Origin of the sequence: Streptomyces sp. SUK 48 (assembly GCF_009650765.1) — a bacterium.
Taxonomy (GTDB): domain Bacteria; phylum Actinomycetota; class Actinomycetes; order Streptomycetales; family Streptomycetaceae; genus Streptomyces.
Genome location: NZ_CP045740.1, coordinates 7,825,560 through 7,847,110, shown reverse-complemented (window position 1 = coordinate 7,847,110; position 21,551 = coordinate 7,825,560). Strand labels below are relative to the sequence as shown.

20 protein-coding genes and 1 pseudogene are annotated in these 21,551 nt (G+C 72.3%); 12 read left to right on the top strand and 9 right to left on the bottom strand.

Annotated features, from left to right (window positions below; all coding sequences use genetic code 11):
* Positions 1 to 3 precede the first annotated feature (3 nt).
* Together GHR20_RS34860 and GHR20_RS34855 are read right to left on the bottom strand one after the other, a co-directional pair.
* Positions 4 to 1,356, bottom strand: a complete 1,353-nt coding sequence (locus GHR20_RS34860) for an extracellular solute-binding protein (RefSeq protein WP_148023461.1) — start codon at positions 1,354 to 1,356, stop codon at positions 4 to 6.
* A gap of 131 nt (positions 1,357 to 1,487) precedes the next feature.
* A complete protein-coding gene (locus GHR20_RS34855) occupies positions 1,488 to 2,486 on the bottom strand; it encodes a LacI family DNA-binding transcriptional regulator (protein WP_111582910.1) in 999 nt (332 codons plus the stop codon).
* 410 nt (positions 2,487 to 2,896) lie between these two features.
* On the opposite strand from GHR20_RS34855, the pseudogene GHR20_RS37900 reads away from it, so the two are divergent.
* Positions 2,897 to 3,513: pseudogene (locus GHR20_RS37900) on the top strand (MFS transporter); the annotation flags it as partial.
* Positions 3,514 to 3,601: 88 nt separating this feature from the next.
* On the opposite strand, the gene GHR20_RS34850 reads toward GHR20_RS37900, so the two are convergent.
* Positions 3,602 to 4,240 carry a TetR/AcrR family transcriptional regulator gene (locus tag GHR20_RS34850; protein ID WP_153815519.1) on the bottom strand — a complete coding sequence of 213 codons (639 nt, stop codon included), beginning with the start codon at positions 4,238 to 4,240 and terminating at the stop codon, positions 3,602 to 3,604.
* Between the two features lie 74 nt (positions 4,241 to 4,314).
* Here GHR20_RS34850 and GHR20_RS34845 point away from each other — a divergent pair, with 74 nt between their 5' ends.
* Positions 4,315 to 5,913: an FAD-binding oxidoreductase gene (locus GHR20_RS34845; protein ID WP_153815518.1), complete on the top strand. Its 1,599-nt coding sequence runs from the start codon at positions 4,315 to 4,317 to the stop codon at positions 5,911 to 5,913.
* Positions 5,914 to 6,014: 101 nt separating this feature from the next.
* Here GHR20_RS34845 and GHR20_RS34840 read toward each other — a convergent pair whose 3' ends face one another.
* On the bottom strand, positions 6,015 to 6,398 hold the full coding sequence (locus GHR20_RS34840) for a helix-turn-helix domain-containing protein (protein ID WP_111582907.1): 384 nt from the start codon (positions 6,396 to 6,398) through the stop codon (positions 6,015 to 6,017).
* A 94-nt stretch (positions 6,399 to 6,492) separates the two neighbouring features.
* Between GHR20_RS34840 and GHR20_RS34835 the strand changes: the two genes are divergently transcribed.
* The 4 genes from GHR20_RS34835 to GHR20_RS34820 all read left to right on the top strand — a co-directional run bounded on the left by GHR20_RS34835 (position 6,493) and on the right by GHR20_RS34820 (position 11,823).
* Positions 6,493 to 7,332 (top strand): NAD(P)H-binding protein, encoded by an 840-nt coding sequence (locus GHR20_RS34835; RefSeq protein WP_153815517.1) that lies wholly within the window; start codon positions 6,493 to 6,495, stop codon positions 7,330 to 7,332.
* Between the two features lie 184 nt (positions 7,333 to 7,516).
* On the top strand, positions 7,517 to 7,909 hold the full coding sequence (locus GHR20_RS34830) for a VOC family protein (RefSeq protein ID WP_111582905.1): 393 nt from the start codon (positions 7,517 to 7,519) through the stop codon (positions 7,907 to 7,909).
* A 275-nt stretch (positions 7,910 to 8,184) separates the two neighbouring features.
* Complete coding sequence (locus tag GHR20_RS34825; protein WP_194859164.1) at positions 8,185 to 10,149, top strand: ABC transporter ATP-binding protein; 1,965 nt, start codon at positions 8,185 to 8,187, stop codon at positions 10,147 to 10,149.
* A 204-nt stretch (positions 10,150 to 10,353) separates the two neighbouring features.
* Positions 10,354 to 11,823: an MFS transporter gene (locus tag GHR20_RS34820; RefSeq protein ID WP_153815515.1), complete on the top strand. Its 1,470-nt coding sequence runs from the start codon at positions 10,354 to 10,356 to the stop codon at positions 11,821 to 11,823.
* A gap of 241 nt (positions 11,824 to 12,064) precedes the next feature.
* Here GHR20_RS34820 and GHR20_RS36990 read toward each other — a convergent pair whose 3' ends face one another.
* The gene (locus GHR20_RS36990; RefSeq protein ID WP_187278993.1) at positions 12,065 to 12,235 is read right to left on the bottom strand and encodes a hypothetical protein; all 171 of its coding nucleotides are present in this window, start codon (positions 12,233 to 12,235) and stop codon (positions 12,065 to 12,067) included.
* A 202-nt stretch (positions 12,236 to 12,437) separates the two neighbouring features.
* On the opposite strand from GHR20_RS36990, the gene GHR20_RS34815 reads away from it, so the two are divergent.
* Positions 12,438 to 13,667 carry a cytochrome P450 gene (locus GHR20_RS34815; protein WP_153815514.1) on the top strand — a complete coding sequence of 410 codons (1,230 nt, stop codon included), beginning with the start codon at positions 12,438 to 12,440 and terminating at the stop codon, positions 13,665 to 13,667.
* 34 nt (positions 13,668 to 13,701) lie between these two features.
* Here the strand turns inward: GHR20_RS34815 and GHR20_RS34810 are convergent, their stop codons facing one another.
* Positions 13,702 to 14,184: a hypothetical protein gene (locus GHR20_RS34810; protein WP_148023468.1), complete on the bottom strand. Its 483-nt coding sequence runs from the start codon at positions 14,182 to 14,184 to the stop codon at positions 13,702 to 13,704.
* A gap of 233 nt (positions 14,185 to 14,417) precedes the next feature.
* Here GHR20_RS34810 and GHR20_RS34805 point away from each other — a divergent pair, with 233 nt between their 5' ends.
* The gene (locus GHR20_RS34805) at positions 14,418 to 16,829 is read left to right on the top strand and encodes a SpoIIE family protein phosphatase (protein WP_153815513.1); all 2,412 of its coding nucleotides are present in this window, start codon (positions 14,418 to 14,420) and stop codon (positions 16,827 to 16,829) included.
* On the opposite strand, the gene GHR20_RS34800 is transcribed toward GHR20_RS34805, so the two are convergent.
* Entirely contained in the window at positions 16,813 to 17,439 is a 627-nt protein-coding gene (locus GHR20_RS34800; RefSeq protein WP_153815512.1) for a TetR family transcriptional regulator, read from the bottom strand. The genes GHR20_RS34805 and GHR20_RS34800 overlap by 17 nt on opposite strands.
* A gap of 108 nt (positions 17,440 to 17,547) precedes the next feature.
* Between GHR20_RS34800 and GHR20_RS34795 the strand changes: the two genes are divergently transcribed.
* Complete coding sequence (locus GHR20_RS34795; protein ID WP_111582899.1) at positions 17,548 to 18,240, top strand: hypothetical protein; 693 nt, start codon at positions 17,548 to 17,550, stop codon at positions 18,238 to 18,240.
* Positions 18,241 to 18,317: 77 nt separating this feature from the next.
* Here GHR20_RS34795 and GHR20_RS34790 read toward each other — a convergent pair whose 3' ends face one another.
* Positions 18,318 to 18,926: a TetR family transcriptional regulator gene (locus GHR20_RS34790; RefSeq protein ID WP_153815511.1), complete on the bottom strand. Its 609-nt coding sequence runs from the start codon at positions 18,924 to 18,926 to the stop codon at positions 18,318 to 18,320.
* Between the two features lie 103 nt (positions 18,927 to 19,029).
* Here GHR20_RS34790 and GHR20_RS34785 point away from each other — a divergent pair, with 103 nt between their 5' ends.
* Together GHR20_RS34785 and GHR20_RS34780 are read left to right on the top strand one after the other, a co-directional pair.
* Complete coding sequence (locus GHR20_RS34785) at positions 19,030 to 19,455, top strand: nuclear transport factor 2 family protein (protein WP_148023472.1); 426 nt, start codon at positions 19,030 to 19,032, stop codon at positions 19,453 to 19,455.
* Complete coding sequence (locus tag GHR20_RS34780) at positions 19,452 to 20,300, top strand: NAD(P)H-binding protein (protein ID WP_153815510.1); 849 nt, start codon at positions 19,452 to 19,454, stop codon at positions 20,298 to 20,300. The genes GHR20_RS34785 and GHR20_RS34780 overlap by 4 nt, the downstream gene beginning before the upstream one ends.
* A gap of 13 nt (positions 20,301 to 20,313) precedes the next feature.
* Here the strand turns inward: GHR20_RS34780 and GHR20_RS34775 are convergent, their stop codons facing one another.
* Positions 20,314 to 20,949 carry a TetR/AcrR family transcriptional regulator gene (locus GHR20_RS34775; RefSeq protein WP_153815509.1) on the bottom strand — a complete coding sequence of 212 codons (636 nt, stop codon included), beginning with the start codon at positions 20,947 to 20,949 and terminating at the stop codon, positions 20,314 to 20,316.
* Between the two features lie 137 nt (positions 20,950 to 21,086).
* On the opposite strand from GHR20_RS34775, the gene GHR20_RS34770 reads away from it, so the two are divergent.
* Positions 21,087 to 21,545, top strand: a complete 459-nt coding sequence (locus tag GHR20_RS34770) for a cupin domain-containing protein (RefSeq protein ID WP_153815508.1) — start codon at positions 21,087 to 21,089, stop codon at positions 21,543 to 21,545.
* The last annotated feature ends 6 nt before the right edge of the window (positions 21,546 to 21,551 follow it).

The following is a 21,551-nucleotide window of genomic DNA, read 5'->3' as shown; positions in this document are numbered from 1 at the left end:
CGGTCAGCTCCGGGCCAGAATGCTGTCGATCTTGCCGGACGCGTCCTTCAGGAGCCCGTCGAGGTCGGCGTCCTTCTTGGTGAGGACGGCGGAGACGGTGCCGTCGAGGACGGAGTAGATCTGCTGCGCGTCCGGCGGCTCGATCTTCATCCGGAGCTTGGTGTTGCCGTCCAGGAAGCTCTGGTAGTTCTCCACCGGGACGTTGGCGTTGGCCTTCTTGATCTTCTGGTCCTCGGCGTCGGCGGCGCCGGTGAACAGGCGCGGCTCGGGCAGCCCGACCGGGGCGTTGTTCCGCTTGGCGCGGGCGTAGTCGCCGAGGAAGCCCTTGCCGGGGGTGAGGTACATGTACGTGAGCCATTCGAGGCCGGCGCGGATCTGGGCGGGCGAGTCGTGCTTGTTGAACATGTAGCCGTCGCCGCCGATCAGGGTGCCCTGGCCGCCGGGCATGGGGCCGATGGCGATGTCGTCGTAGCCGGCGCCCTTCTCCTTGACGAGGATCGGGATGTTGTCGGGGGCGGCGAGGTACATGCCGAGCTTGCCCGCGCCCATCATCTGCTGCGCGTCGTTGATGACGAGGAGTTGCTTGCTGCCCATGGAGTCGTCGGTCCACCGCATGTCGTGCAGGTTCTGCAGGACGGCGTGGCCCTCGGGGGTGTCGACGGTCGCCTTCTTGCCGTCGGCGCTGACGACGTCGCCGCCCTGCGCGTACAGCTCGGCGGTGAAGTGCCAGCCGCCCTGGTTCTGGGCGCTGTAGTCGGCGTACCCCACGGTGCCGCCCCCGAGGGCGGCGATCTTCTTGGCGTCGGCGCGGACCTCGTCCCAGGTCGTGGGGGGCTGGTCGGGGTCGAGGCCGGCCTTCTTGAACAGGGCGCGGTTGTAGATCAGCCCCATGCTGTATCCGGTGCGCGGTATGCCGTAGACCTTCCCGTCCACGGTGTAGATGTCCCGCAGCTGCTTCTGGAGGGTGCCGTAACTCTTCATCTCCTTGAGGTACGGCGTGAGGTCGGCGGCCTGGTGGATGTCCACGACATGGCCGACGTCGGTGAAGTACGTGTAGAACACGTCCTCCATCTGGCCGCCGGCGAGCTTGGCGTCGAAGGTCTTGGGGTCCTCGCACGGGAAGGCGTCGTGGGTGACGACGTCGATGTCCGGGTTCTGCCGCTCGAAGGAGGCGACGTCCGCGTCGAAGAACTTCCGGTCGGTTCTGGAGCTCTTCGGCGGCTCGCAGTTGACGGTGATCCGTGTCTTGCCGCTCGCCGCACCACCGCCGCCCGCGCCGCAGGCGGTGGCGGCGAGGGCGAGGGAGGAGCAGACGCCGATCGCGACGAAGGTGCGGCGGAACCCGGTACTTGTCATTCGTTGGACCCCTCGGTGGCACTCATGGCGGGAGCTGCGGGCGCGGCACACTCAAGCACCGCCGACAAGGGTCCGCAAGATGTCGCGCGACTTCTGTAATTATTTGACAGTCGCCCGGATGTACCGGCGCCTCAGTCGTGCGGTGCCTGCCCGGTCGATCCGCGCACCACCAGTTCGGGTTCGAACAGAAGCTCCTCGGCGGGTACGGCGGCGCCGCCGATCTGCGCGTTCAGCAGTTCCACGGCCGCGCGGCCCATGGCCTCGATGGGCTGGCGGACGGTGGTGAGCGGAGGCTCGGTGCAGTTCATGAACGCCGAGTCATCGTAGCCGACGACGGAGATCCGGCCCGGGACGTCACAGCCCTTGCGCCGGGCGGCCCGGATCGCGCCGAGGGCGAGGGGGTCGCTGGCGCAGATGATGCCGGTGACGCCCCGGTCGATCAGCCGCGCGGCGGCGGCGTGGCCGCCCTCGATGGAGAAGATGGCCCGCGCGATCCGCTCTTCCGGGAGTCCGCCGGTGAGGGCGTGCGCGGCGGCCAGTTTGCGGGCGGAGGGCATGTGGTCGCCGGGGCCGAGGACCAGCCCGATGCGCTCGTGGCCGAGCGAGGCGAGGTGCCGCCACGCCTGTTCGACGGCGACCGCGTCGTCACAGGACACGCCCGGGAAGCCGAGGTGGTCGATGGCGGCGTTGACCAGGACGACGGGGATGTTGCGGTCGGCGAGCCGCCGGTAGTGGTCGTGCGGGGCGTCGGCCTGGGCGTAGAGGCCGCCGGCGAAGACGACGCCGGACACCTGCTGCTGGAGCAGCAGTTCGACGTAGTCCGCCTCCGAGACACCGCCCTTGGTCTGGGTGCACAGCACGGGGGTGAGCCCGAGCTGGGCGAGCGCGCCGCCGATGACCTCGGCGAACGCGGGGAAGATGGGGTTCTGGAGCTCCGGCAGCACCAGGCCGACGAGCCGGGCGCGTTCGCCGCGCAGCTGGGTGGGGCGCTCGTAGCCCAGGACGTCGAGGGCGGTCAGCACCGCCTGCCGGGTGGCGTCGGAGACCCCGGGCCTGCCGTTGAGCACCCGGCTGACCGTGGCCTCGCTGACCCCGACCTTCTTCGCCACTTCCGCAAGTCGTCGCGTCATGCGCGCAAGAATAGCGCGGTCTACGTAAGCGGCTTGCGTAAAGTTGCGGGAGGCCGAGCGGGCGCGCGGCCGGCTGCGCAGAACCGCGGGGCGGGCCCCGACGGGCTCTCCCAGTCGGCGACGGCCACGGGTTCGACCTCGCGGTGGGCGATCTCCGCGACGCGCCCGCTGCCGCCCGCGAACACCCGGTAGGCCGTCCTGCCCTTCGCGGATACCGCCACCTGACCGCCCGCGCCCGTCCCTGAAGCGCATCTTCACGGAGAAGACGGCGTCGCGTCCGTCCGGGTTGCCGACCTCGACGCACGCGTACGGGTCCGCCACACTCGCGCGGCGCACGAGCACCGCGGTGCCGTTCTCGAGGGGCCGGGGCCTGGCGGAGGGGGACGCCGCAGGGATGGACGTGCGGGCGGGCCGCGGCCGGGACGGTCCGCCCGCACGCGTCCCCGGCCGCCGCACCGGCCGGGGACCCGGCCGACGGGCCCGCGCCCCGGATGCGCGCGCTGCCGGCGGCCAACGTCGTCTACGTCTTCCGCCTCGACGTCCCCGAGATCGCACTCCCCCTGGTCCTGGTGACCCGGCTGCACGCGTCCCCGGTGTGGTCGGCGGCGATCTTCGTGGCGAACACGGTGTTCGTGATCACCCTTCAGGTGCCGGTCACCGTCCTGTTGTCCCGCTTCTCCCGGCGGAGCGTGCTCGCTCTCTCCGGTGTGGTGCTCGCCGCTTCCTATCTCGGCTTCCTCGGCGCCACCGCACTGGGCGGCGGCTGGGCCGCCCCGGCCGCCGCCCTGGTGTCCGTGGTCCGCACCATCGGCGAGATCGTCCACGCCGGCAGCGCCACCGCGCTCGTCACCGCCCTCGCCCCGGCCCATGGCCTGGGATGCGCCCGTGCCCGCTTCCAGCTTTCTACCGGCTCGGCCTCGCCGCCTCCCCCGCCGCGGCCCTTCTCTCCCCCTCCGCCGTCGCCACGGAGAGGGACCGGGCAGCCCGGCTCGGAAGCTGCCCCGGCCCGGCCCGGGCGGCTTCGTGAGTCCGGCGCCCGTCACCACGCACACCGAGGAGGTCGGCGACCTTCCTTTGCTCGGGAGGGAGTTGAGCCGCGCTGCCGGCCGCCGCGTTCACGTGCTGTCGTCGCCGTTCGCGAAGGCCGTGCGGGCGGCGTCCAGGAGCCGGGCGCAGCGCCGGGTCATGGCCTCGGCCGACTGGTCGGGGTGGTTGATCCACCAGCGCACCAGCGCGGTGCACAGGCCGCGCCACGCGTATGCGAGGGCGTCGGCGTCGAGCGGGTCGCCGCCTCCGGCGGCGCGCAGCAGGTCGGCGGTGCCGGTCGCGGCGAGGTCGTCGATGGCGTCGCGGAAGTGGGCCGCGCGGCGGGCGGCCTCGCTGTCGGGCGGCAGCGAGGGATCGTAGAGGACGAACCACGCCTCGCGCCGCCCGTCGAGAGCGGTGAACAGGGCGCGCAGCACGCGCAGGGGCGTCGACGGCGCACCGGTGTCCCCTTCGGCCATCGCGGCGCGGATCGCGCCCAGCAGCCGCTCGCCGACCGGGTCGAGGCAGGCGAGGTAGAGGTCCTGCTTGCCGCCGAAGTACTGGTGCACGAGCGGCTTGGTGACGCCGACGCGGGTGGCGACGGCGGCCACCGTGGTGGCCTCGTACCCGCGCCGGCCGAACTCCTCGGTGGCCGCGGCCAGGAGCTGCCGTTCGCGCGCGGCCCTCGGCACGCCCTTGGTACCGGCCCCGGAGGAGAGCGTTGTCATGGGACCAGATCTTACCCTAGGGTAATTTACCGCTGGGTAAATTCCTGTCCCCCGGACCCCGTTGGAGCGCCTCCGTGCCTGCCACCGCGACCGACCCGCACACCTCCCGCACCCGCTCCTGGTGGGGCTGGGGCTACGTCGACGCCCACCCCGACGACGCCGAGTGCGTCGCGACCGGTGCCCTGCTGCCCGGCACCCTCGCGCGCCCGCTCCCGGTCCCCCGGATCGCCGACCTGCCCATCGGCCGCCCCGCCGCGACGCCCCCGGCCGCCCTGGCCCACCTGGTCACGGCCGACCCGCGGGCGCGCGCCGCCCACGCCATGGGCAAGGCGTACCGCGATGTCGCCCGGGCCCTGCGCGGCCGGCCGGGGCGCATCCCCGATCTCGTCGCCCGCCCGGCCCGCGACCAGGACGTGACGGACCTGTTGGACTGGGCCGGCGGGCACGGCGTGGCCGTCATCCCCTTCGGCGGCGGCTCCTCGGTGGTCGGCGGCGTGGAGTACCGCGGCGACGCCCATCGCGCCGTACTCTCCCTCGACCTGACCGCGATGGACCGCGTCCTGGAGATCGACACCGCAAGCCGCTCGGCCCGTATCCAGGCCGGGGTCCTCGGCCCGGCGCTGGAGGCCCAGTTGCGGCCCCACGGCCTGACCCTGCGTCACTTCCCGCAGAGCTTCGAGTTCTCCACCCTCGGCGGCTGGCTGGCCACCCGGGCGGGCGGCCACTACGCCACCGGCCACACCCACATCGACGACTTCGTGCAGTCCCTGCGCGTGATCACGCCCGCCGGGACGGGCACCTCCTGGCGGCTGCCCGCATCCGGCGCCGGGCCCTCGCCGGACCGGTTCTTCCTCGGCTCCGAGGGCACGCTCGGCGTCATCACGGAGGCGTGGACGCGGCTGCGGGAACGCCCCCGGCACAAAGCCTCCGCGTCCGTGGCCTTCACCGGCTTCGCACGTGCGCTGGAGGCGGTGCGGGCCATCGCCCAGTCCGATCTCTCTCCGGCCAACTGCCGTCTGCTCGACCCGGGCGAGGCCCTGCTGTCCGGTGCCTCCCACGACGGCTCGGCCGTCCTGGTCCTGGGCTTCGAGTCCGCCACCGCCCCCGTCGACGGCCGCCTCGCGGCCGCCGTGGACCTGGCCCGCGCCCACGGCGGCCGCGGCTCGGCGGCGGACCGCGACGCCCCGCAGGACGCGGCGGTGAGCGCCTGGCGCTCGGCGTTCCTGCGGATGCCCTACCTGCGCGACGGGCTGGCCCGGATGGGGGCCGTCGTCGAGACCTTCGAGACCGCCGCCACCTGGGACAGGATTCCCGCCCTGATCGACGCCGTCCGCACCGAGGTCGGGGCCGCCGCCGCGCGGGCCACCGGCCACCCGGCGACCGTCAACTGCCGTCTCACCCACGTCTACCCGGACGGCGCCGCCCCCTACTTCACCGTGGCCGTCGCCGGTCGACCCGGCGACGAGGTCGAGATCTGGGACGACATCAAGGCCGCCGCGAACGATGTCCTGCACCGCCACCGCGCCACCATCACCCACCACCACGCCGTCGGCCGCGACCACCGCCCCGGCTACGACCGCCAGCGCCCGGACCCCTTCGCGCTGGCACTGCGCGCCGCCAAGGACGCACTGGACCCCCACGGCGTCCTCAATCCGGGCGTTCTGCTCGACTGACACGACGGCGGCGCCGACGGGAGGCGACGAGCACCGCGGCCCGACCCCTGACCTACGCCACCAAGGCCGCCAAGAGCCGCGTCCACCCGGGACGGCTGCGCTCAGCCCTCGCGCGGCGGACGGAGGTCCGCCGGGAGCCGCTTGGTGATCCGGTCGAACAGGTCGGTGAGCGGCTCGCCGATGTCCTGGCCGAACTCGGTCAGCCCGTAGGTGACTTGCGGTGGTGTCGTCGGCTCGACCTCGCGCCGGACCAGGCCGTCCTGGACCAGCGCGCGCAAGGTCTGGGCGAGCATCTTCTCGCTGACGCCCTGGATGCTGTCACGCAGCTCGTAGAACCGAAGGTCGTTGCTCCGCAAGGAGATCAGGACCCAGATACCCCACCTGCTGGTGACGTGGTCGACCATGTCACGCGCGGGGCAGTCGGTGTGAAACACGTCATACCGCCGGACTGCCTCGGCCTGCCTCAGCTGCGCGCCTTCCCCCATGTCAGGAGCTTACCTCCGGGTACGTCCTTACGGAGAACAAGCCCCGCCTCCTAGCGTCAACCGCCGTACCGCACAACGGACGAGGAGCTTGAACATGATCGTGGTGACCGGGGCTACCGGAAACGTGGGCCGGACCCTGACACAGGCCCTGGCGGAGGCGGGCGAGCAGGTGACAGCGGTGTCGCGGCACACCGCACAGGTGCCGCAGGGGGCCCGGCACATGCGGGCCGACCTGGCCGAGCCGCAGACCCTCGCCCCCGTACTGGACGGTGCGAAGGCGCTGTTCCTCCTGCTCTCCGGCGACCTGCACGCCCCCGGTGCCGGGCCGACCGGCATCATCGACCTGGCCGCGGCGAGCGGGGTCCGCCGGGTCGTCCTGCTGTCCTCGCAGGGCGTGGCGACCAGACCGCTCGGCCCCACACGGATCGCGATGCGGGAGCTGGAGGACGCGTTGCGGGGGTCCGGCCTGGACTGGGCCGTGCTGCGACCGGGCGGCTTCGCCTCGAACGCCTTCGCCTGGGCGGAGTCCGTCCGGGCGCACGGGGTGGTCGCCGCGCCCTTCGGCGACGTCGGGGTTCCGGTCGTCGACCCGGCGGACATCGCGGAGGTGGCGGCGGCCTGCCTGCTGGACGACCGGCACAACGGCGGAGTCTTCGAACTGACCGGGCCCGAGGTGATCACACCGCGGCAGCAGGCGCGGGCCATCGCCGCCGCGCTCGGCTCCCCGGTGCGCTTCCACGAACTCACCCGGGAGGAGGCGAAGGCCGCGATGACCCGGTTCGTGCCGCCGGAACTCGCCGACGACACCCTGGACATCATCGGCGCCCCCAACTCCGCCGAGTCGCGGATCAGTCCGGACGTGGAGCGCGTCCTCGGCCGCGCCCCGAGGCCCTTCGGCGACTGGGTCGCCCGCAACCTCGCCGCCTTCAGCTGAGTCCCGGCCCGGCCGAAGCGACCCGCCGGATTCCCGGACCGGCCGCCCGCGGCTCGCGGCCGGTCCGGGAATGTGGACGCGACCGCCGGGATGCGCGGCCGACGCGCCGGCGCGCGCCGCCGTCCGCCGACTGAATCCGGCGGCTGGGGATATCCGCAGAAGAGGTCATCCCCTGGGAGGAAGCATGACACTGGTGAACGCGGGCCTCGTGGTCCTCGACTGCGCCGAGCCCGAGAAACTGGCCGTGTTCTACAAGGAGTTCCTGGAGGGTGAGCAGACGGACGCCTCCGCCAACCTCGTGGAGATCCGTGGCGCCGACGGCATCCGGATGGGATTCCGCCGCGACATGAACGCCGTCTCGCCCAGCTGGCCCCGCCCGGAGAACTCCCTCCAGGCCCATCTGGTCTTCCTCGTGGCGGACTTGGACGATGCCGAACGGCGCGTGGTGGGACTCGGCGGCCGCCCGATCGAGACGAGGGACGCGGCCGGGCCGTACGAGGAACGCGGCTACACGGACCCGGCCGGCCACTCCTTCACCCTGCGCCTGGTGCCCATCACGGCGCCGAAACAGGGCTGAACCCCGAGGCCCGCGCGCACTCGCGTATCCGCCCCGCGCGCGGGCCACGACCGGTACCGGCCGTCATGCGGAGCCGTACCGGCTCGAAGCACCGCGCAGCGTGCACCATGCACCGCGCACCATGCACCGTTCCGGGTACCTCCACCGGAAAAATCCCGACGGACCACCACCCACCGGCGCTATCTTCCCCATGCTCACCCACGCCCGTCATACCGGGCACCGAACTGGGTCACCTCGGGAGGCGTCCTGTGAAGAGGTTCTTCGGACCGGTGAAGATGGCGGAGCCCCGGGTCTCCGACGCCGAGCAGGAGCTGTTCGGCGGCCCGCTGCGCTACGACCTGGGCTGGTCGCAGTACGAGCACGCGGGGCTGGACCTGACCATGATGTCCGCGCTGCGCTCCATGCCCGGCCTCGTCGGGGCCACGCTGCGCATGGCGTGGCAGGCCGACCGGCGCGCGCTGCTCGCCGTGGCGGCCGGCGAGATCGGCCAGGGCATCGCCGCCGCCGTGAACCTGCTCGCCGTCAACGCCGTGATGCACGCCCTGCTCGCCGGCGGCGGCACCGCCGCCCATCGGCTGCACGCGCTGTTACCCGGTCTGCTGGCCGCCGCCGCCGTCGCCGTCGTCAACTCCGCCCTCTCCGCGTGGTCCACCTCGCGCGCGGGCCGCCTGGAACCCAAGGTCGAGCGGATCGCCACCACCCAGTACCTGACCGCCGCCGCGGGCGTCGAGCTGGAGGCGATCGACGACCCCGACTTCCGGCGGCTCGTGGACGTCGCCGAACACGGCCCCAGCGCGGCCCGCCGCATGATCGGCGCCTGCGTCGCCGCGCTGAACGGACTCATCTCCCTGATCACCACCGCCGGCGTCCTCACCGTGCTGCACCCCCTCCTGCTGCCCATGCTGATCCTCATCGCGGCTCCGCGCGGATGGGGCGCCATGCGCGTGGCCCAGGAGCGCTACGTATCGGTGATGAGCTGGATCGAGCACGTCCGCGCGAGCCGCCTCATCGGCAGCCTGCTCACCGAGCGCACCGCCGCCCAGGAGGTCCGCCTGCACGCCGTCGGCGCCTTCCTCCTCGGCCGCTACCAGCGCATGGCCGAGAGCGCCGAGGCGGAACAGGAGCGCCTCGCCTCCAGCAAGGCCCTGACCGAATGGGTCGCCTCCGCGCTGTCGGGCCTCGCCATGGCCGCCACCTACGGGACCATGTTCTGGCTGATCACGGCCGGTCAGATGAGCCTCGCCCTCGCGGGCACCGCCGTGATCGCGGTCCGCACCGGATCGGCGAGCCTCGGCGCGCTGGTCATGAACGTCAACCAGCTGCACGAGGAATCCCTCTACGTCCGCGATCACGGCCGGTTCCTGGACCAGGCCGCGCGACGGGTCATTCCCTCGGGCGGCGACCCGGTCCCCGAGCGGGTCGGGGAGGTCGTCCTGGACCGCGTCGGCTACCGCTACCCCGACCGTGACACGCCTGCCCTGGACCAGGTGTCGCTGACCCTGCCGATGGGCTCGGTCACCGCCGTGGTGGGCGAGAACGGCTCCGGCAAGAGCACGCTGATGAAGATCCTCTCGGGGCTGCTGCTCCCCCAGACCGGCACCCTGCGCTGGGGCCGGGCCGACCTCGCCGGACTCGACCGCTCACAGGTCTTCGAACGCGTCAGTCTGCTCACCCAGGACTTCCAGCGCTGGCCCGTGACCGCCGGGATGAACATCCGGCTCGGACGGCCCGCCCACGCCGTCACACCCGAGGGCCTGCGAGCGTCGGTCGACTACGCCGGCGCGGGCCCCGTCGTCGCCAAGCTCCCCGACGGCCTGCGCAGCCTGCTGGCCCGCGTGTTCCGCGGCGCCATCGAACTCTCCGGCGGCGAATGGCAGAAGATCGGCCTGGCCCGCACCCACTGGCGCGGCTCGACCGCACAGGCGGAGAACATCCTCATCGTCGACGAGCCCACCTCCGCGCTCGACCCCGAGGCCGAGATCGAGGCGTTCGACCGCATCCGCCGCCTCGCCGCCCCGAACCGGGCCGTCGTCCTGGTCACCCACCGCATGTCCGGGGTCCGCCACGCCGACCGGATCCACGTGCTCGACGCGGGACGCCTCGTCGAGCAGGGCACGCACGACGAACTCGTCGCCGCGCGGGGCCGCTACGCCGCCATGTTCGCCGCCCAGGCCGCCCAGTACGCGCCCGCGGCCACCGTCCCGAAGCCCGCCGGGCCCATCGTCGCGGACCCCGCATGACCCGGCCCTTACGGGTCACACGAGCCACGGACGCACCGTACGCCCGGACGGACGTCCCAGCGTGCGCGCTGCCGTGGCACGGGCACAGGATGCGGTGGGTGATCCTGCCGACGGCGAAGGGCTGACTGCCGCGTGAGTGATGCGACGTCCGAAGGGCCCACCGGCCCGCTCCGGAACACCAGGCTGCCGAAGTCCGTCGTGGAGATGCCACGACAGGTACGGGAGGAGCTGACCCGGCGGCTGCGCCGCAACAAACGGGCCTTCCGCGAGGACGACATCCAGGTCGTCGAGGGCCCGCTGCTGCGGCGCGCGGTCGGCGCCTCCGCCCTGGGCAACTGCATGGAGTGGTTCGACTTCGGCATCTACAGCTACCTGGCCGCGATCATCGGCAAGGTGTTCTTCCCGTCGGCCTCGCCGACCGCCCAGCTGATCTCGTCGTTCGCGACGTTCGCCGCCGCCTTCGTGGTGCGACCGCTCGGCGGGCTCGTCTTCGGGCCGCTCGGGGACCGGGTCGGCCGGCAGAAGGTGCTGGCCACCACCATGATCATGATGGCGGCCGGCACCTTCTCCATCGGCCTGATCCCCGGCTACACGACCATCGGTGTCGCGGCTCCGGTACTGCTGCTGATCGCCCGGATGGTGCAGGGCTTCTCGACCGGGGGCGAGTACGGCGGAGCCTCCACGTTCGTCTCCGAGTACGCGCCCGACCGCCGCCGGGGCTTCCTCTCCAGCTGGCTCGACTTCGGCACCTTCGTCGGCTACGCGCTCGGCTCCGCCCTGGTCACCGTGCTGAACCTGACGCTGAGCGATGCGGAGATGCTCTCCTGGGGCTGGCGCGTGCCGTTCCTGATCGCCGGTCCGCTCGGCGCCATCGGCCTGTACATCCGGCTCAGGCTGGAGGAGTCCCCGGCCTTCCAGCAGCAGCTGGACGAGCACGAGAAGAGCCTCGCCCAAGGCTCGGTGCGCGGCGAGTTCAAGGACATCATCGGCAGGCACTGGCGTGAGCTGCTGCTGTGCATGGGCATCGTGCTGCTCTACAACGTCACCAATTACATGGTGACCGGGTTCATGCCCACCTATCTGACCGAGGACCTGCACCGCTCCGCCACCTTCGCCGACCTGCTGGTCCTCATCGGCATGCTGTGGATCGTGCTGCTGATCACGTTCATCGGCCGGCTCAGCGACCGCGTCGGCCGGCGCCCCGTCTACGCGGTGAGCGCCGCCGCCATGATCGTCCTCGCGGTCCCGTCGTTCCTGATGATCACGCGCGGGGGGACCTGGCTTCCGCTGTTCGGGATGCTGATCCTCGCCACCCTGCTGGCGTGCTTCGCGGCGCCCAGCGCGGCCACCCTGCCCGCCCTGTTCCCGACGGCGGTGCGCTATGCCGCCATGGGAATCGGCTTCAACGTCGCGGTGGCCGCGTTCGGCGGTACGACACCGCTGGTCACCGAGGCGCTGGTCAATGTCACCGGCGACAATCTGGCGCCCGCCTACTACCTGATGCTCGCCGGTGCCATCGGTCTGCTCACGGTGCGGTTCCTCCCGGAGTCGGCCCAGATGCCGCTGAACGGATCGCGGCCGATGGTCGGTTCCCGGCAGGAGGAACAGGAACTGATCAGCACCTCGCGGGAGCTGTATCTGCTGGCGGAGGACGGCCCGCCACGCGCCGTCTAGAGCCGCCGCCGGGCCGTCCAGGAACCCGCGCGCAAAGGAGGGCGCCGGCCCGAAGGGTGCCGGCGCCCGTCTCTATGCGATCGAGTCCTCACGACATGCGGTCGGGCCCTCAGGACTGGGGGCGCTTGCCGTGATTGGCGGCATGGTTGCGTCGCGCCTTCTTCTTCCGGCGTCGCTTCGACGACATGGAGACCTCCTGGACGGTGGGTAACGGTGCGAGAACGCGTGCGGACGGGGACCGTCAGTCCTCCTCGCGTTCCATCTCGGCCTGCTCTTTCTTCACGTCCCGCCGGTCCTCGCGGGTGCGCTCGGCGAGTTCCGCCTCGTCGGGCCGCCGCGGCATACCGCGCCCGTGCCCGGTGTCCGGGTTTCCCTCGACCTGCTCATTGGACTTGTGGTGATGGTGCGACATGGGATCCTCCTGGCTGGATTCCCCGGGGTACTCACTGAACCCCGCCGCACACCACGCCGCAAACGGAGGAAGGCGCTGCTCCCGGCCGTGCTGTCCGCTCCCCCGGACACCCGGTGCCACCGCCCCGCGTGCCGAGGCGTCCTTGACCGGCTGCCGGTGCGGCTTGTGTCATAAGCCGGTCACCGCATCCGAGGGAGCCCCCATGTCCACCGCGCGGCAGGTGCCCGACATCCTCTCGCCCGCGTTCGCCGCGGACCCCTATCCGGCGTACCGCCTGATGCGCGACACCGCTCCCCTGCTCTGGCACGAGGCGACACGGAGTTACCTCGTCTCGCGCTACGAGGACGTCGAGCGCGTCTTCAAGGACAAGGACGGGGAGTTCACCACCGGCAACTACGACTGGCAGCTCGAGCCCGTGCACGGCAGGACGATCCTCCAGCTCGGCGGCCGTGAGCACGCCGTGCGGCGAGCCCTCGTCGCCCCGGCCTTCCGCGGCGCCGGCCTCCGGGAGAAGTTCCTGCCCGTCATCGAGCGCAACTCCCGCGAACTGATCGACGCCTTCCGTCACTCCGGCTCCGCCGACCTGGTCGGCGACTACGCCACCCGCTTCCCGGTCCAGGTGATCGCCGACATGCTGGGCCTCGACAGGGCGGACCACGCGCGCTTCCACCGCTGGTACACGTCCGTCATCGCGTTCCTCGGCAACCTCTCGGGCGACCCGGAGGTGGCCGCGGCGGGCGAGCGGACCCGTGCCGAGTTCGCCGCGTACATGCTGCCGGTCATCCGGGACCGCCGCGCGCATCCGGGTGAGGATCTGCTGTCCACGCTGTGCGCCGCCGAGGTCGACGGGGTGCGGATGAGCGACGAGGACATCAAGGCGTTCTGCAGCCTGCTGCTCGCCGCCGGCGGCGAGACCACCGACAAGGCGGTGGCCGGCATCTTCGCGAACCTGCTGCGCCACCCCGGCCAGCTCGCCGCCGTCCGCGCGGACCGCGGCCTGATCCCGCGGGCCCTCGCCGAGACTCTGCGGTACACCCCGCCCGTGCACATGATCATGCGGCAGTGCGCGACCGAGGTGACGCTCAGCGGCGGCACCGTTCCCGCGAGCGCCACCGTCACCTGCCTGATCGGCGCCGCGAACCGCGACGAGAGCCGCTACCGCGACCCCGACCGCTTCGACCTCTTCCGCGACGACCTGACCACCGCGACCGCCTTCTCCGCCGCCGCCGACCACGTCGCCTTCGCGCTCGGCCGGCACTTCTGCGTCGGCGCGCTGCTCGCCCGGGCGGAGGTCGAGACCGGCGTCGGCCAACTGCTGGACGCCATGCCCGACATACGTCTCGCGGACGGGTTCGAGCCGGTCGAGGAAGGCGTCTTCACCCGCGGACCGCGTAGCCTGCCGGTGCGTTTCACGCCCGTATCCGCCGTCTGACCGGCACCGTGGCCCCGGGACGGCCGGTGGCGCGTCATTCGGTCCAGGTGCGCCGCTGCCGCCCGTACGCGTCCCAGTCGGCCGGCGGGTAGGTCGCCTGCGGGGCGGCGAGGGCCACGTCGACCGCGATGGAGATCTCCGCCTCGAAGAAGCCGAGGTCCCGGATCAATTCCATGGCCTGTACGGTGGCTTCGCCCAGCGGACGCGCCATGCGGTCCGCACCGGACGGGAAGCCCACCGGGTACATCCGCGCCGTGACCAGCTCGTGTTCGGCCCGCCTGTCCATGCCGAGAGAGGTGTAGCCGGCGGCCAGGGCGACCCGGGTGAGCGCCTGGGACATGGCCCCGGACAGCAGCGTGACGCCGTACAGCGTCTGTGTCGGACTGCCCGCCGTGGCATCGGCGTACGAGTTCCGTTCGCACTGCTGCTCAAGGCGCTTGCGGTCGGTCTCCAGCAGCGCGTGCGCCTCCTCCAGCGCACGGCCAAAACGCGTCAGCTCGGCCAGGTCAAGGGACATCTCGTTTCCTTCCCGTCAACTGGCCCGACCCTATGGGCGGTTGCGGTGCGCGCGGCGGCTGTCACGCATAGTCGGCCTGATGTCGTCGCAGCGTACGGACGCCCCGGCATCCGACCTGGGCGAGCGGCCGGCGTCACCGCCGGTGACACCGAGCGGGCGGCCCGTTCGTCTGCCACCCTGGACGTGGACGACGAGCGGGTGACGCCGGCCTCCTCCGGGACGGGAGGGTTGCCATGACCACGGCGGACGCGGGGCGGAGCGGCGACGTACCGGTGACCCCGCGGGCCAGGATTCTCCTGGCCGCCGACGAGACGATCACCGAGTGGAGCCCGGAGGCGGAGCGGCTGCTCGGCCACCGGTCCGAGGACATGGTGGGACGGCCCCTGTCGTCGCTCCTCGTCCGGCCGGAACCGGCCGAGGGGGCGGGTCTCCCCCACGCCCCGCCCGCTTGCGACGGCTGCCGGGTGCGCCTGCGCGGCCGGTCCGGGCCGCCCGTGGAGGTCGCATGGTGGATGTGCCCCCACCGGACCGCCGGGGGCCGGGCGGCATGGGCCGTCTTCCTCACCCCCGCGCGCGACACCTGCCCGTGCGCGTTCGACCGGGCGATCCTCGACGCGCTGCTGACCGAGTCACCGGTCGGACTGCACGTCCTCGACACCGACCTGCGCCTGATGCGGTTCAACATCGCCTCGCCCGGGATGCGCGGCGTTCCCGCCGAGGGCGTCGTCGGGAGACCGGCCCGTGAGGTCGCGCCGACCTTGGTGACCGACACCACCGAGCGCCTGCTGCGGGAGGTCCTGGGCACGGGCGAGCCCGTCATCGACTTCGTCCAGCCCGGGTACCCGCCCGCCGACCCCCACGGCGAACACACGTTCTCCCTGTCGGCCTTCCGGCTGTGCGGCCCCGGAGGAGAGCCCCTCGGCGTGGCGACGCTGGCCATCGACATCACCGAGCGCCACCGGTACCGGGCCCGCCTGGAACTCCTCAACGACGCCAGCACGCGCATCGGCACGACCCTCGATCTGGCGCGCACCGCGGAGGAACTGGCCGAGACCGCGGTGGGCCGTGTGGCCGACGCCGTCAGCGTGGACGTGCTCGACTCCGTCCACCGGGGCGAGGCACCCGAGCCCGGTCCGGTGCCCCCCGAGACGACCTTCTGCCGCACCGCGTTCCGCACCATCGGGGCCGCCGGACTTCAGCCCGCCTACGCCGTCGGTGAGCGGGCCTCGTACCGCTTTCCGACGCCGCTCACCCAGTGCCTGGCCGATCTGCGGCCCCGGCTGATCCGGGAGGTCGAGGACGGGGAATGGCTGGCGCACGATCCGCTGCGCGCCGAGCGTATGCGCGCCGGGCGGGTGCACTCGATGATGGTGGTGCCACTGACCGCCCGCGGGGTGGTGCTCGGCATGGCCGGTTTCTACCGTTCCGTGACCGCCGCGCCGTTCGACGACGGCGATCTGACCATCGCCGCGGAACTCGCCGCGTACACCGCCCTGGGCCTGGACAACGCCCGCCGCTACACCCGCGAGCACACCGCCGCGCTCGTCCTCCAGAACAGCCTGCTGCCCGGCCGGCTGCCCGCGCAGAACGCCGTCGAGGCGGCGTTCAGCTATCTGCCCGGGCACGCGGGCGGCCCGTGGTACGACGTCATCCCGCTGTCCGGCGCGCGGACCGCGCTGGTGGTCGGCGATGTGGCGGGGCACGGCATGCGCGCCGTGGCGAGCATGGGCCGGCTGCGCGCCGCGATCCACAGCCTGGCCGCCCTGGACCTGGCCCCCGACGAGGTCCTGGCGCACCTGGGCGACCTGGTGCTCGAACTCGCCGAGGAAGGCTACCCGGCCCTCGCCAACGACCCGCTGGAGGTCCGGCCCACCACCGCCACCTGCGCCTACGCGGTCTACGACCCGGTGAACCGGCGCCTGGTCACGGCCCGCGCCGGACATCCCGCGCCGCTGCTCGTCGGGCCCGACGGGCATGTGGCACCCGCCGACGCGCCGTGCGGTCCGCCGCTGGGCGTCGACGGACCGTCCTACGAGACATGGGAGACCGAGCTGCCGGAGGGGAGCCTGATCGCCCTCTACACCGAGGGGCTGGTCGGCGGGCCGCAGGACGGTGCGCAGGACGCGCGGCTGCGCCGCGTCCTGGTACAGCGGCACCCGAGCGTGCGGGAGGCGTGCGACGCGGTGATCTACGCGCAGCTGTCCGGACGGACCGGGGAGAACGTCGTACTCCTCCTCGCCCGGACCCGCGCCCTGCACGACGACCAGCTGGCCTCCTGGACCTTCCCCAGCGACCCGGCGATCGTGGCCACCGCGCGTACCCTGGCCGAACGGCAGCTCGCCAGCTGGGGGTTGTCCGATCTCGTGTTCACGACCGAGATGATCGTCAGCGAGCTGGTCACCAACGCCATCCGGTACGCGCACGGCACCATTCAGGTACGGCTGATCCGGGACCGCTGCCTGATCTGCGAGGTCACCGACGGCAACAGCGCGGCCCCGCATGTGCGCCACCCCCGGACCACCGACGAAGGCGGCCGGGGACTGCTCCTGGTGGCCCGGCTCAGCGACCGCTGGGGCACCCGCCGCACCGGCGGCGGCAAAACCATCTGGACCGAGCAGCGGCTGCCCGCTAGTGAAGCGCCGTGAAGCCCGTGCAGAGCAGGCGGATGCTGCGGACGAACTTCTCGCCGTGGCTGAGTCGCGGGATCAAGTCGCCCATGACGAGCGGGAATCGCTCGCGCAGATCGGCGTACTGACCGGCGGTGACGGTCGGCGGGGCGGCCGGCCGGTTCTGTTCCTGGAGCACGAACCCGGTGACGTGGCTGAGCAGGGTGTCGGCGGCGATGCCGCAGTGGGCGGCGGGAAGTCCGCCGTCGAGCAGGGTGCGCAGCAGGCGTTCCATCAGCAGGAACGCGCCGGTGCTGAGCATGCCGGGGCTCTCGGCGAGGAGTTGGGCGCCCCCGGGGTGCTGTTTGATCTCCGCGCGCAGGGTGGTGGCCTGGGCTTCGACCCGGTCCTGCCAGGTGGCGGTGGACGGCAGTGCGGCCAGGGCGTCGGTGCCCGCGTCGTGGGCGCGGCGGCAGACCCGGTCGGCCAGCAGAGCGAGCAGTTCCTCCTTGCCGCGCACGTGGTAGTAGAGGCTGCCGGCGTGGGCGTCGAGGCGGTCGGCGACCTGGCGCATGGACAGGTTCTGGTAGCCGGCCTCCGCGAAGACGGCCATGCCCGCGTCGACGATGCGCTCCTTGGTGAGCTTCATGAGTTCACCGTACAGCGTTTTCCAACACCGTTCGAAAACTGTGTTAGTTTTGCGCCGTCAGATTTCGAACGGTGTTGGAAACACCGGAAACCGGGGGGAGTGGCAGGCATGGGGGCGATCGTCTTCAACGTGACCACGGCTGCGCTGATGGTCATGATGGTCAACTGCGGTCTGGGGGTGGTCGGCCGGGACACGCTGCGCGGGCGCCCGATCCCGTGGGCGGCGGTCACCCTGACCGCGATCGCCGTCGGCGGTGTGCTGCTCCAGCTGGTCTGGTCCGGTGCCATGGACGCGCTGGACGCGGACCCCGCGAAGTCCGGCTGGTGGCGCGAGTTCACCTCGGTGTTCATGCAGAACGGCGGCGTCTTCGGCGACCTGTGGAACCTCGTCACTCTCGCCATCGTCGCCGCGCTCGCCCAGTGGTACTGGGGCGGCACGCTGACCTTCGGCTTCTTCCTGGCCGGCATCGTGCTGCCGGGCCGGATCGACACGCTGCTCGGCTTCGGCGACGGCCCCAGCACCGACCCCCGGAACTTCGCGGGCAGCTCCGGCGCCACCTACTTCCTCGGCGCCACCCTCGCCCTGGCCTTCCTCACCCGCACCCGCCTCCCCAAGGAACTCGCCCTGGCGATCGGCGTCCCGGTGCTGGGCCTGGCGATGTGGCTCGCGCAGGACAACGGTCACGGCCTGGTCTCCGTGTACGGCTTCGCCCTCGGCGCGGTGGCCTGGGCGGCCCGCACCCGGTGGCACGGCGGAGCCGCGCACGCGGACACGGACCGCCCGACCGAGCACGCCCGTTGATCGAGTCCTGTCCGAGTCGACGCCGTTGGACGCTCTTCGCCGACGCGTCGACTCGTACGGACTCGCCCGATCCTCGCTCACTCCCGCGCGGCCACGCCTTCTGACGGCCCGGAGGCCAGCAGCCTGGCGGCGAAGTCCGCCAGCTGCGCCCGCATCTTCTCCCTCGGTACCCGCTCCTCTCCGGCCAGGTGCTCCACCAGATCGGCCCGGGTGGCGGCGAGCAGGGCATGGGCGATGAAGTCGCCGTCGGCCAGGCCGGGGATCTGTTCCAGCACGGCCCGGAGCAGGCCGTGCCACCGTTCGTAGTGCTCCGCCCGGTACGGGCTGCCGCTCCCGCCTTCCTCCAGAGCCAGCGCGAGGCGCCGGTTGTCGAGTTTGAAGCACAGGACGGCATCGAGCAGCGCGGGTACGCGCTCCCCCGGTGCGGCCGCGGGCCCCAGGGGCGGCGGGCCGGTCTCGACGGCCTCCCTGACCGGTTCGAGCCGCACCTCGTACAACGCGCGGAGCAGCCCGGCGCGATCGCCGAAGGCCCGGAAGATCGTGCCCTTGCCGACCCCGGCCGCGGCCGCGACATCGGCCATCGTGACGTCCTCGGGACTGCCGCAGCGGGTGAAGAGGCCGTCCGCGGCCGCGAGCACGACCTCCCGGTTGCGGGCCGCGTCCTTGCGGGACCTGCGCTCCGTCATGCCGCTCCTTCCTTCATGGTGCTCCCTCGTTTGCAAAGCGGACCCGTGGTCCGTATCGTAAAAACGGACCCACGGTCCGTATTCTACGAGCTGGAGGACACCCATGTCCGCACCGACGTCCCCGGCGGATCTGTACCGCCACAGCCTGCGACTGCTGCTCGACAAGGACATTCCCGCCTGGGTGGCGCTGTGGGCCGAGGACGGCCTCATGGAGTTCCCCTTCGCCCCGGCGGATCGGCCCCGGCGCCTGGAGGGCAAGGAGGCCGTCGCCGCCTATATGCGCCACTATCCCGACCACATCGATCTGCACGACTTCCCCGATCTGCGCATCCACCAGACCACCGAGCCGGGGACGATCGTGGTCGAGATGCGCGGCGTCGGCCGCATGGTGGAGACCGGCGCCCCCTTCGACATGACGTACATCGCCGTCGTGACCGTTCGGGACGGACGCTTCACCTCGTACCGCGACTACTGGAACCCCCTCGCCGTCCAGGAGCCCGGCACCGACTTCACCGGGAGCAGCCGATGACCTCCACCGGGACCACCTTGGTCATCGGCGCCACGGGCACCACCGGCAGCCGTACCGCCGCGCGGCTGACGGCCGCGGGCCACCGCGTCAGGGCCGCCGGCCGCCGCGGCACCCCGGTCGCCGGCGCCGAGCCGGTCGCCTTCGACTGGTACGAGCCCGCCACCCACGCGGCGGCCCTCGACGGAGTCGACCGCGTCTACCTCGTACCGCCTCCGGGAGAGCCCGACCCCGCGCCGCTCATGCTGCCGTTCCTCCGACAGGCCCGCGCCGCGGGGGTACGCCGAGCGGTCCTGCTGAGCTCGTCGGCGATTCCCGAGGGCGGCCCGGCGGTGGGCCTGGTGCACCAGGCCCTGCCCGGCCTGTTCGGCCAATGGGCGGTTCTCCGGCCCTCATGGTTCATGCAGAACTTCACCGGCGCGCACGCGCACAGCCGCAGCATCCGCGAGGAAGGCACGCTCTGGACCGCCACGGGAGCCGGCCGGGTCGGTTTCGTCGACGCCGAGGACATCGCGGCGGTGGCCGTGCGCGCCCTGACCGACGAGCGGGCCCCCGACACCGACCTCGTCCTCACCGGACCCGAGACGCTCGGCTATGACGACATCGCCGCGACCCTCACCGAGGTCACCGGCCGGCCCGTGGTGCACCGCCGGCTGTCCTACGCGCACATGCGCGACCGGCTCGCGGCCCAACTGCCGCTGGAGTTCGCGGAGATCCTGGCCGGCATGGACCGCGCCATCGCCGAGGGGGCGGAGGACCGCGTCACCGACACGGTCGAGCGCCTGACCGGCCGGCCTCCGCGCAGCTTCCGGGCCCTCCTGGAGAGCGAGCCGCGACACGGCGGCTGAGATCCCGGGACGCTCAGCGGTTCTGCCGCAGGGCGGCACGGGTGAGGGACGCCGCGGTGGCCACGACGCTGGCGATGGCCTCCTCCGGGTCCAGGCCGTACAGGTCGGTGAGGTTGAAGAGCGCCTCGGCGCTGACCACCACCGCGAGGCCGCGCTTGAGCTGTTCCAGAGCGGCGGGGTCCATCGCCTCGGCCCCCGGGGCCAGCGCGTGCTCGATCAGCCCGAACCGCAGTCCGGGACGGGCGGACCGCTCGGGGCGGGCGACGGTTCCGGCGATCATGGCGCGGACCACGCCCTGCCGGGCCAGTACGTGGCGCAGCAGGAACTCGGTCGCGGCGGCGACGCGTTCCACCGGATCGGTGGAGTGCTCGACCCCGGCGAGCGCCTCCCCCGGTTCGGGGAGCCGGCCGGCGATGGCCTCCTGGAGGAGGCTGACCAGATCGGGGAAGTAGCGGTAGGCCGTGGCCTCGGACACGAGGGCCGCCGCGGCGATCTCGGCCATCGTCACCTCCTGCCCGGTACGGCTCAGTTCGGCCGCGGCCTGCACGATCGCCCGCCGGGTGCGGAGCTTCTGGTTGGCGCGGCCGGTCATGCCGGAGGCCGATGAGGGCTGCGAGGTCCGCGAGGGCTGCGAGGGCTGCCAAGTCATTGGGTCGGCCTTTCGGTCCGCGGCGGGGAGCATCTCTCCCGCGATCGACCCGCGATCAAGAGGTGCGTGAAGGGTTGCATCATATGATGCGACCGACCTATTTTCATGCGAGAGATCTCTCATGAAGGAGTCGGGTCATGAACAGCGTCGCGATCGTTCCCCCTGACGGGGGCGAGGTGATCGAGTTGGGACCGGCGAGCGTGCGCATCCTGGAGGACGGCGGCACGACCGCGCACCGCCTCGGAATCGGCGAGATCACTCTCGCCCCGCACAGCGCGGGACCGCCCCAGCACCGCCACGCCGAACACGACGAGGGCTTCTACGTGGTCTCCGGCACGGCCCGGTTCACCGTGGGCCACGAGGACCACGAGGCCCCGCCCGGAACCCTGGTGATGGTGCCGCCCGGCGTGCCGCACACCTTCGCCAACCCGGGCGACGAACCCCTCGTGATGGTCAACACCTTCACGCCCGACCTGTATGTGCGCTACTTCCGCGACCTGCGCGACACGGCCACGCGGGACGGGGAGCTGACGGGTCCCGCCACCGCGCGGGTGATGGCCCGTTACGCGACCACGCCGGCCACGGAGTACGACTAGGGCCTC

Excerpts from the sequence above, each read along its gene's own strand:
- GHR20_RS34855 (WP_111582910.1), bottom strand. The coding sequence starts at position 2,486 with ATGACGCGACGACTTGCGGAAGTGGCGAAGAAGGTCGGGGTCAGCGAG.
- GHR20_RS34775 (WP_153815509.1), bottom strand. The coding sequence starts at position 20,949 with ATGACTTGGCAGCCCTCGCAGCCCTCGCGGACCTCGCAGCCCTCATCG.
- GHR20_RS34835 (WP_153815517.1), top strand. The coding sequence starts at position 6,493 with ATGATCGTGGTGACCGGGGCTACCGGAAACGTGGGCCGGACCCTGACA.
- GHR20_RS34795 (WP_111582899.1), top strand. The coding sequence starts at position 17,548 with ATGGGGGCGATCGTCTTCAACGTGACCACGGCTGCGCTGATGGTCATG.
- GHR20_RS34805 (WP_153815513.1), top strand. The coding sequence starts at position 14,418 with ATGACCACGGCGGACGCGGGGCGGAGCGGCGACGTACCGGTGACCCCG.
- GHR20_RS34820 (WP_153815515.1), top strand. The coding sequence starts at position 10,354 with ATGCCACGACAGGTACGGGAGGAGCTGACCCGGCGGCTGCGCCGCAAC.
- GHR20_RS34810 (WP_148023468.1), bottom strand. The coding sequence starts at position 14,184 with ATGTCCCTTGACCTGGCCGAGCTGACGCGTTTTGGCCGTGCGCTGGAG.
- GHR20_RS34860 (WP_148023461.1), bottom strand. The coding sequence starts at position 1,356 with ATGACAAGTACCGGGTTCCGCCGCACCTTCGTCGCGATCGGCGTCTGC.
- GHR20_RS34800 (WP_153815512.1), bottom strand. The coding sequence starts at position 17,439 with ATGAAGCTCACCAAGGAGCGCATCGTCGACGCGGGCATGGCCGTCTTC.
- GHR20_RS34770 (WP_153815508.1), top strand. The coding sequence starts at position 21,087 with ATGAACAGCGTCGCGATCGTTCCCCCTGACGGGGGCGAGGTGATCGAG.
- GHR20_RS34825 (WP_194859164.1), top strand. The coding sequence starts at position 8,185 with ATGGCGGAGCCCCGGGTCTCCGACGCCGAGCAGGAGCTGTTCGGCGGC.
- GHR20_RS36990 (WP_187278993.1), bottom strand. The coding sequence starts at position 12,235 with ATGTCGCACCATCACCACAAGTCCAATGAGCAGGTCGAGGGAAACCCG.
- GHR20_RS34850 (WP_153815519.1), bottom strand. The coding sequence starts at position 4,240 with ATGACAACGCTCTCCTCCGGGGCCGGTACCAAGGGCGTGCCGAGGGCC.
- GHR20_RS34840 (WP_111582907.1), bottom strand. The coding sequence starts at position 6,398 with ATGGGGGAAGGCGCGCAGCTGAGGCAGGCCGAGGCAGTCCGGCGGTAT.
- GHR20_RS34815 (WP_153815514.1), top strand. The coding sequence starts at position 12,438 with ATGTCCACCGCGCGGCAGGTGCCCGACATCCTCTCGCCCGCGTTCGCC.
- GHR20_RS34790 (WP_153815511.1), bottom strand. The coding sequence starts at position 18,926 with ATGACGGAGCGCAGGTCCCGCAAGGACGCGGCCCGCAACCGGGAGGTC.
- GHR20_RS34830 (WP_111582905.1), top strand. The coding sequence starts at position 7,517 with ATGACACTGGTGAACGCGGGCCTCGTGGTCCTCGACTGCGCCGAGCCC.
- GHR20_RS34785 (WP_148023472.1), top strand. The coding sequence starts at position 19,030 with ATGTCCGCACCGACGTCCCCGGCGGATCTGTACCGCCACAGCCTGCGA.
- GHR20_RS34780 (WP_153815510.1), top strand. The coding sequence starts at position 19,452 with ATGACCTCCACCGGGACCACCTTGGTCATCGGCGCCACGGGCACCACC.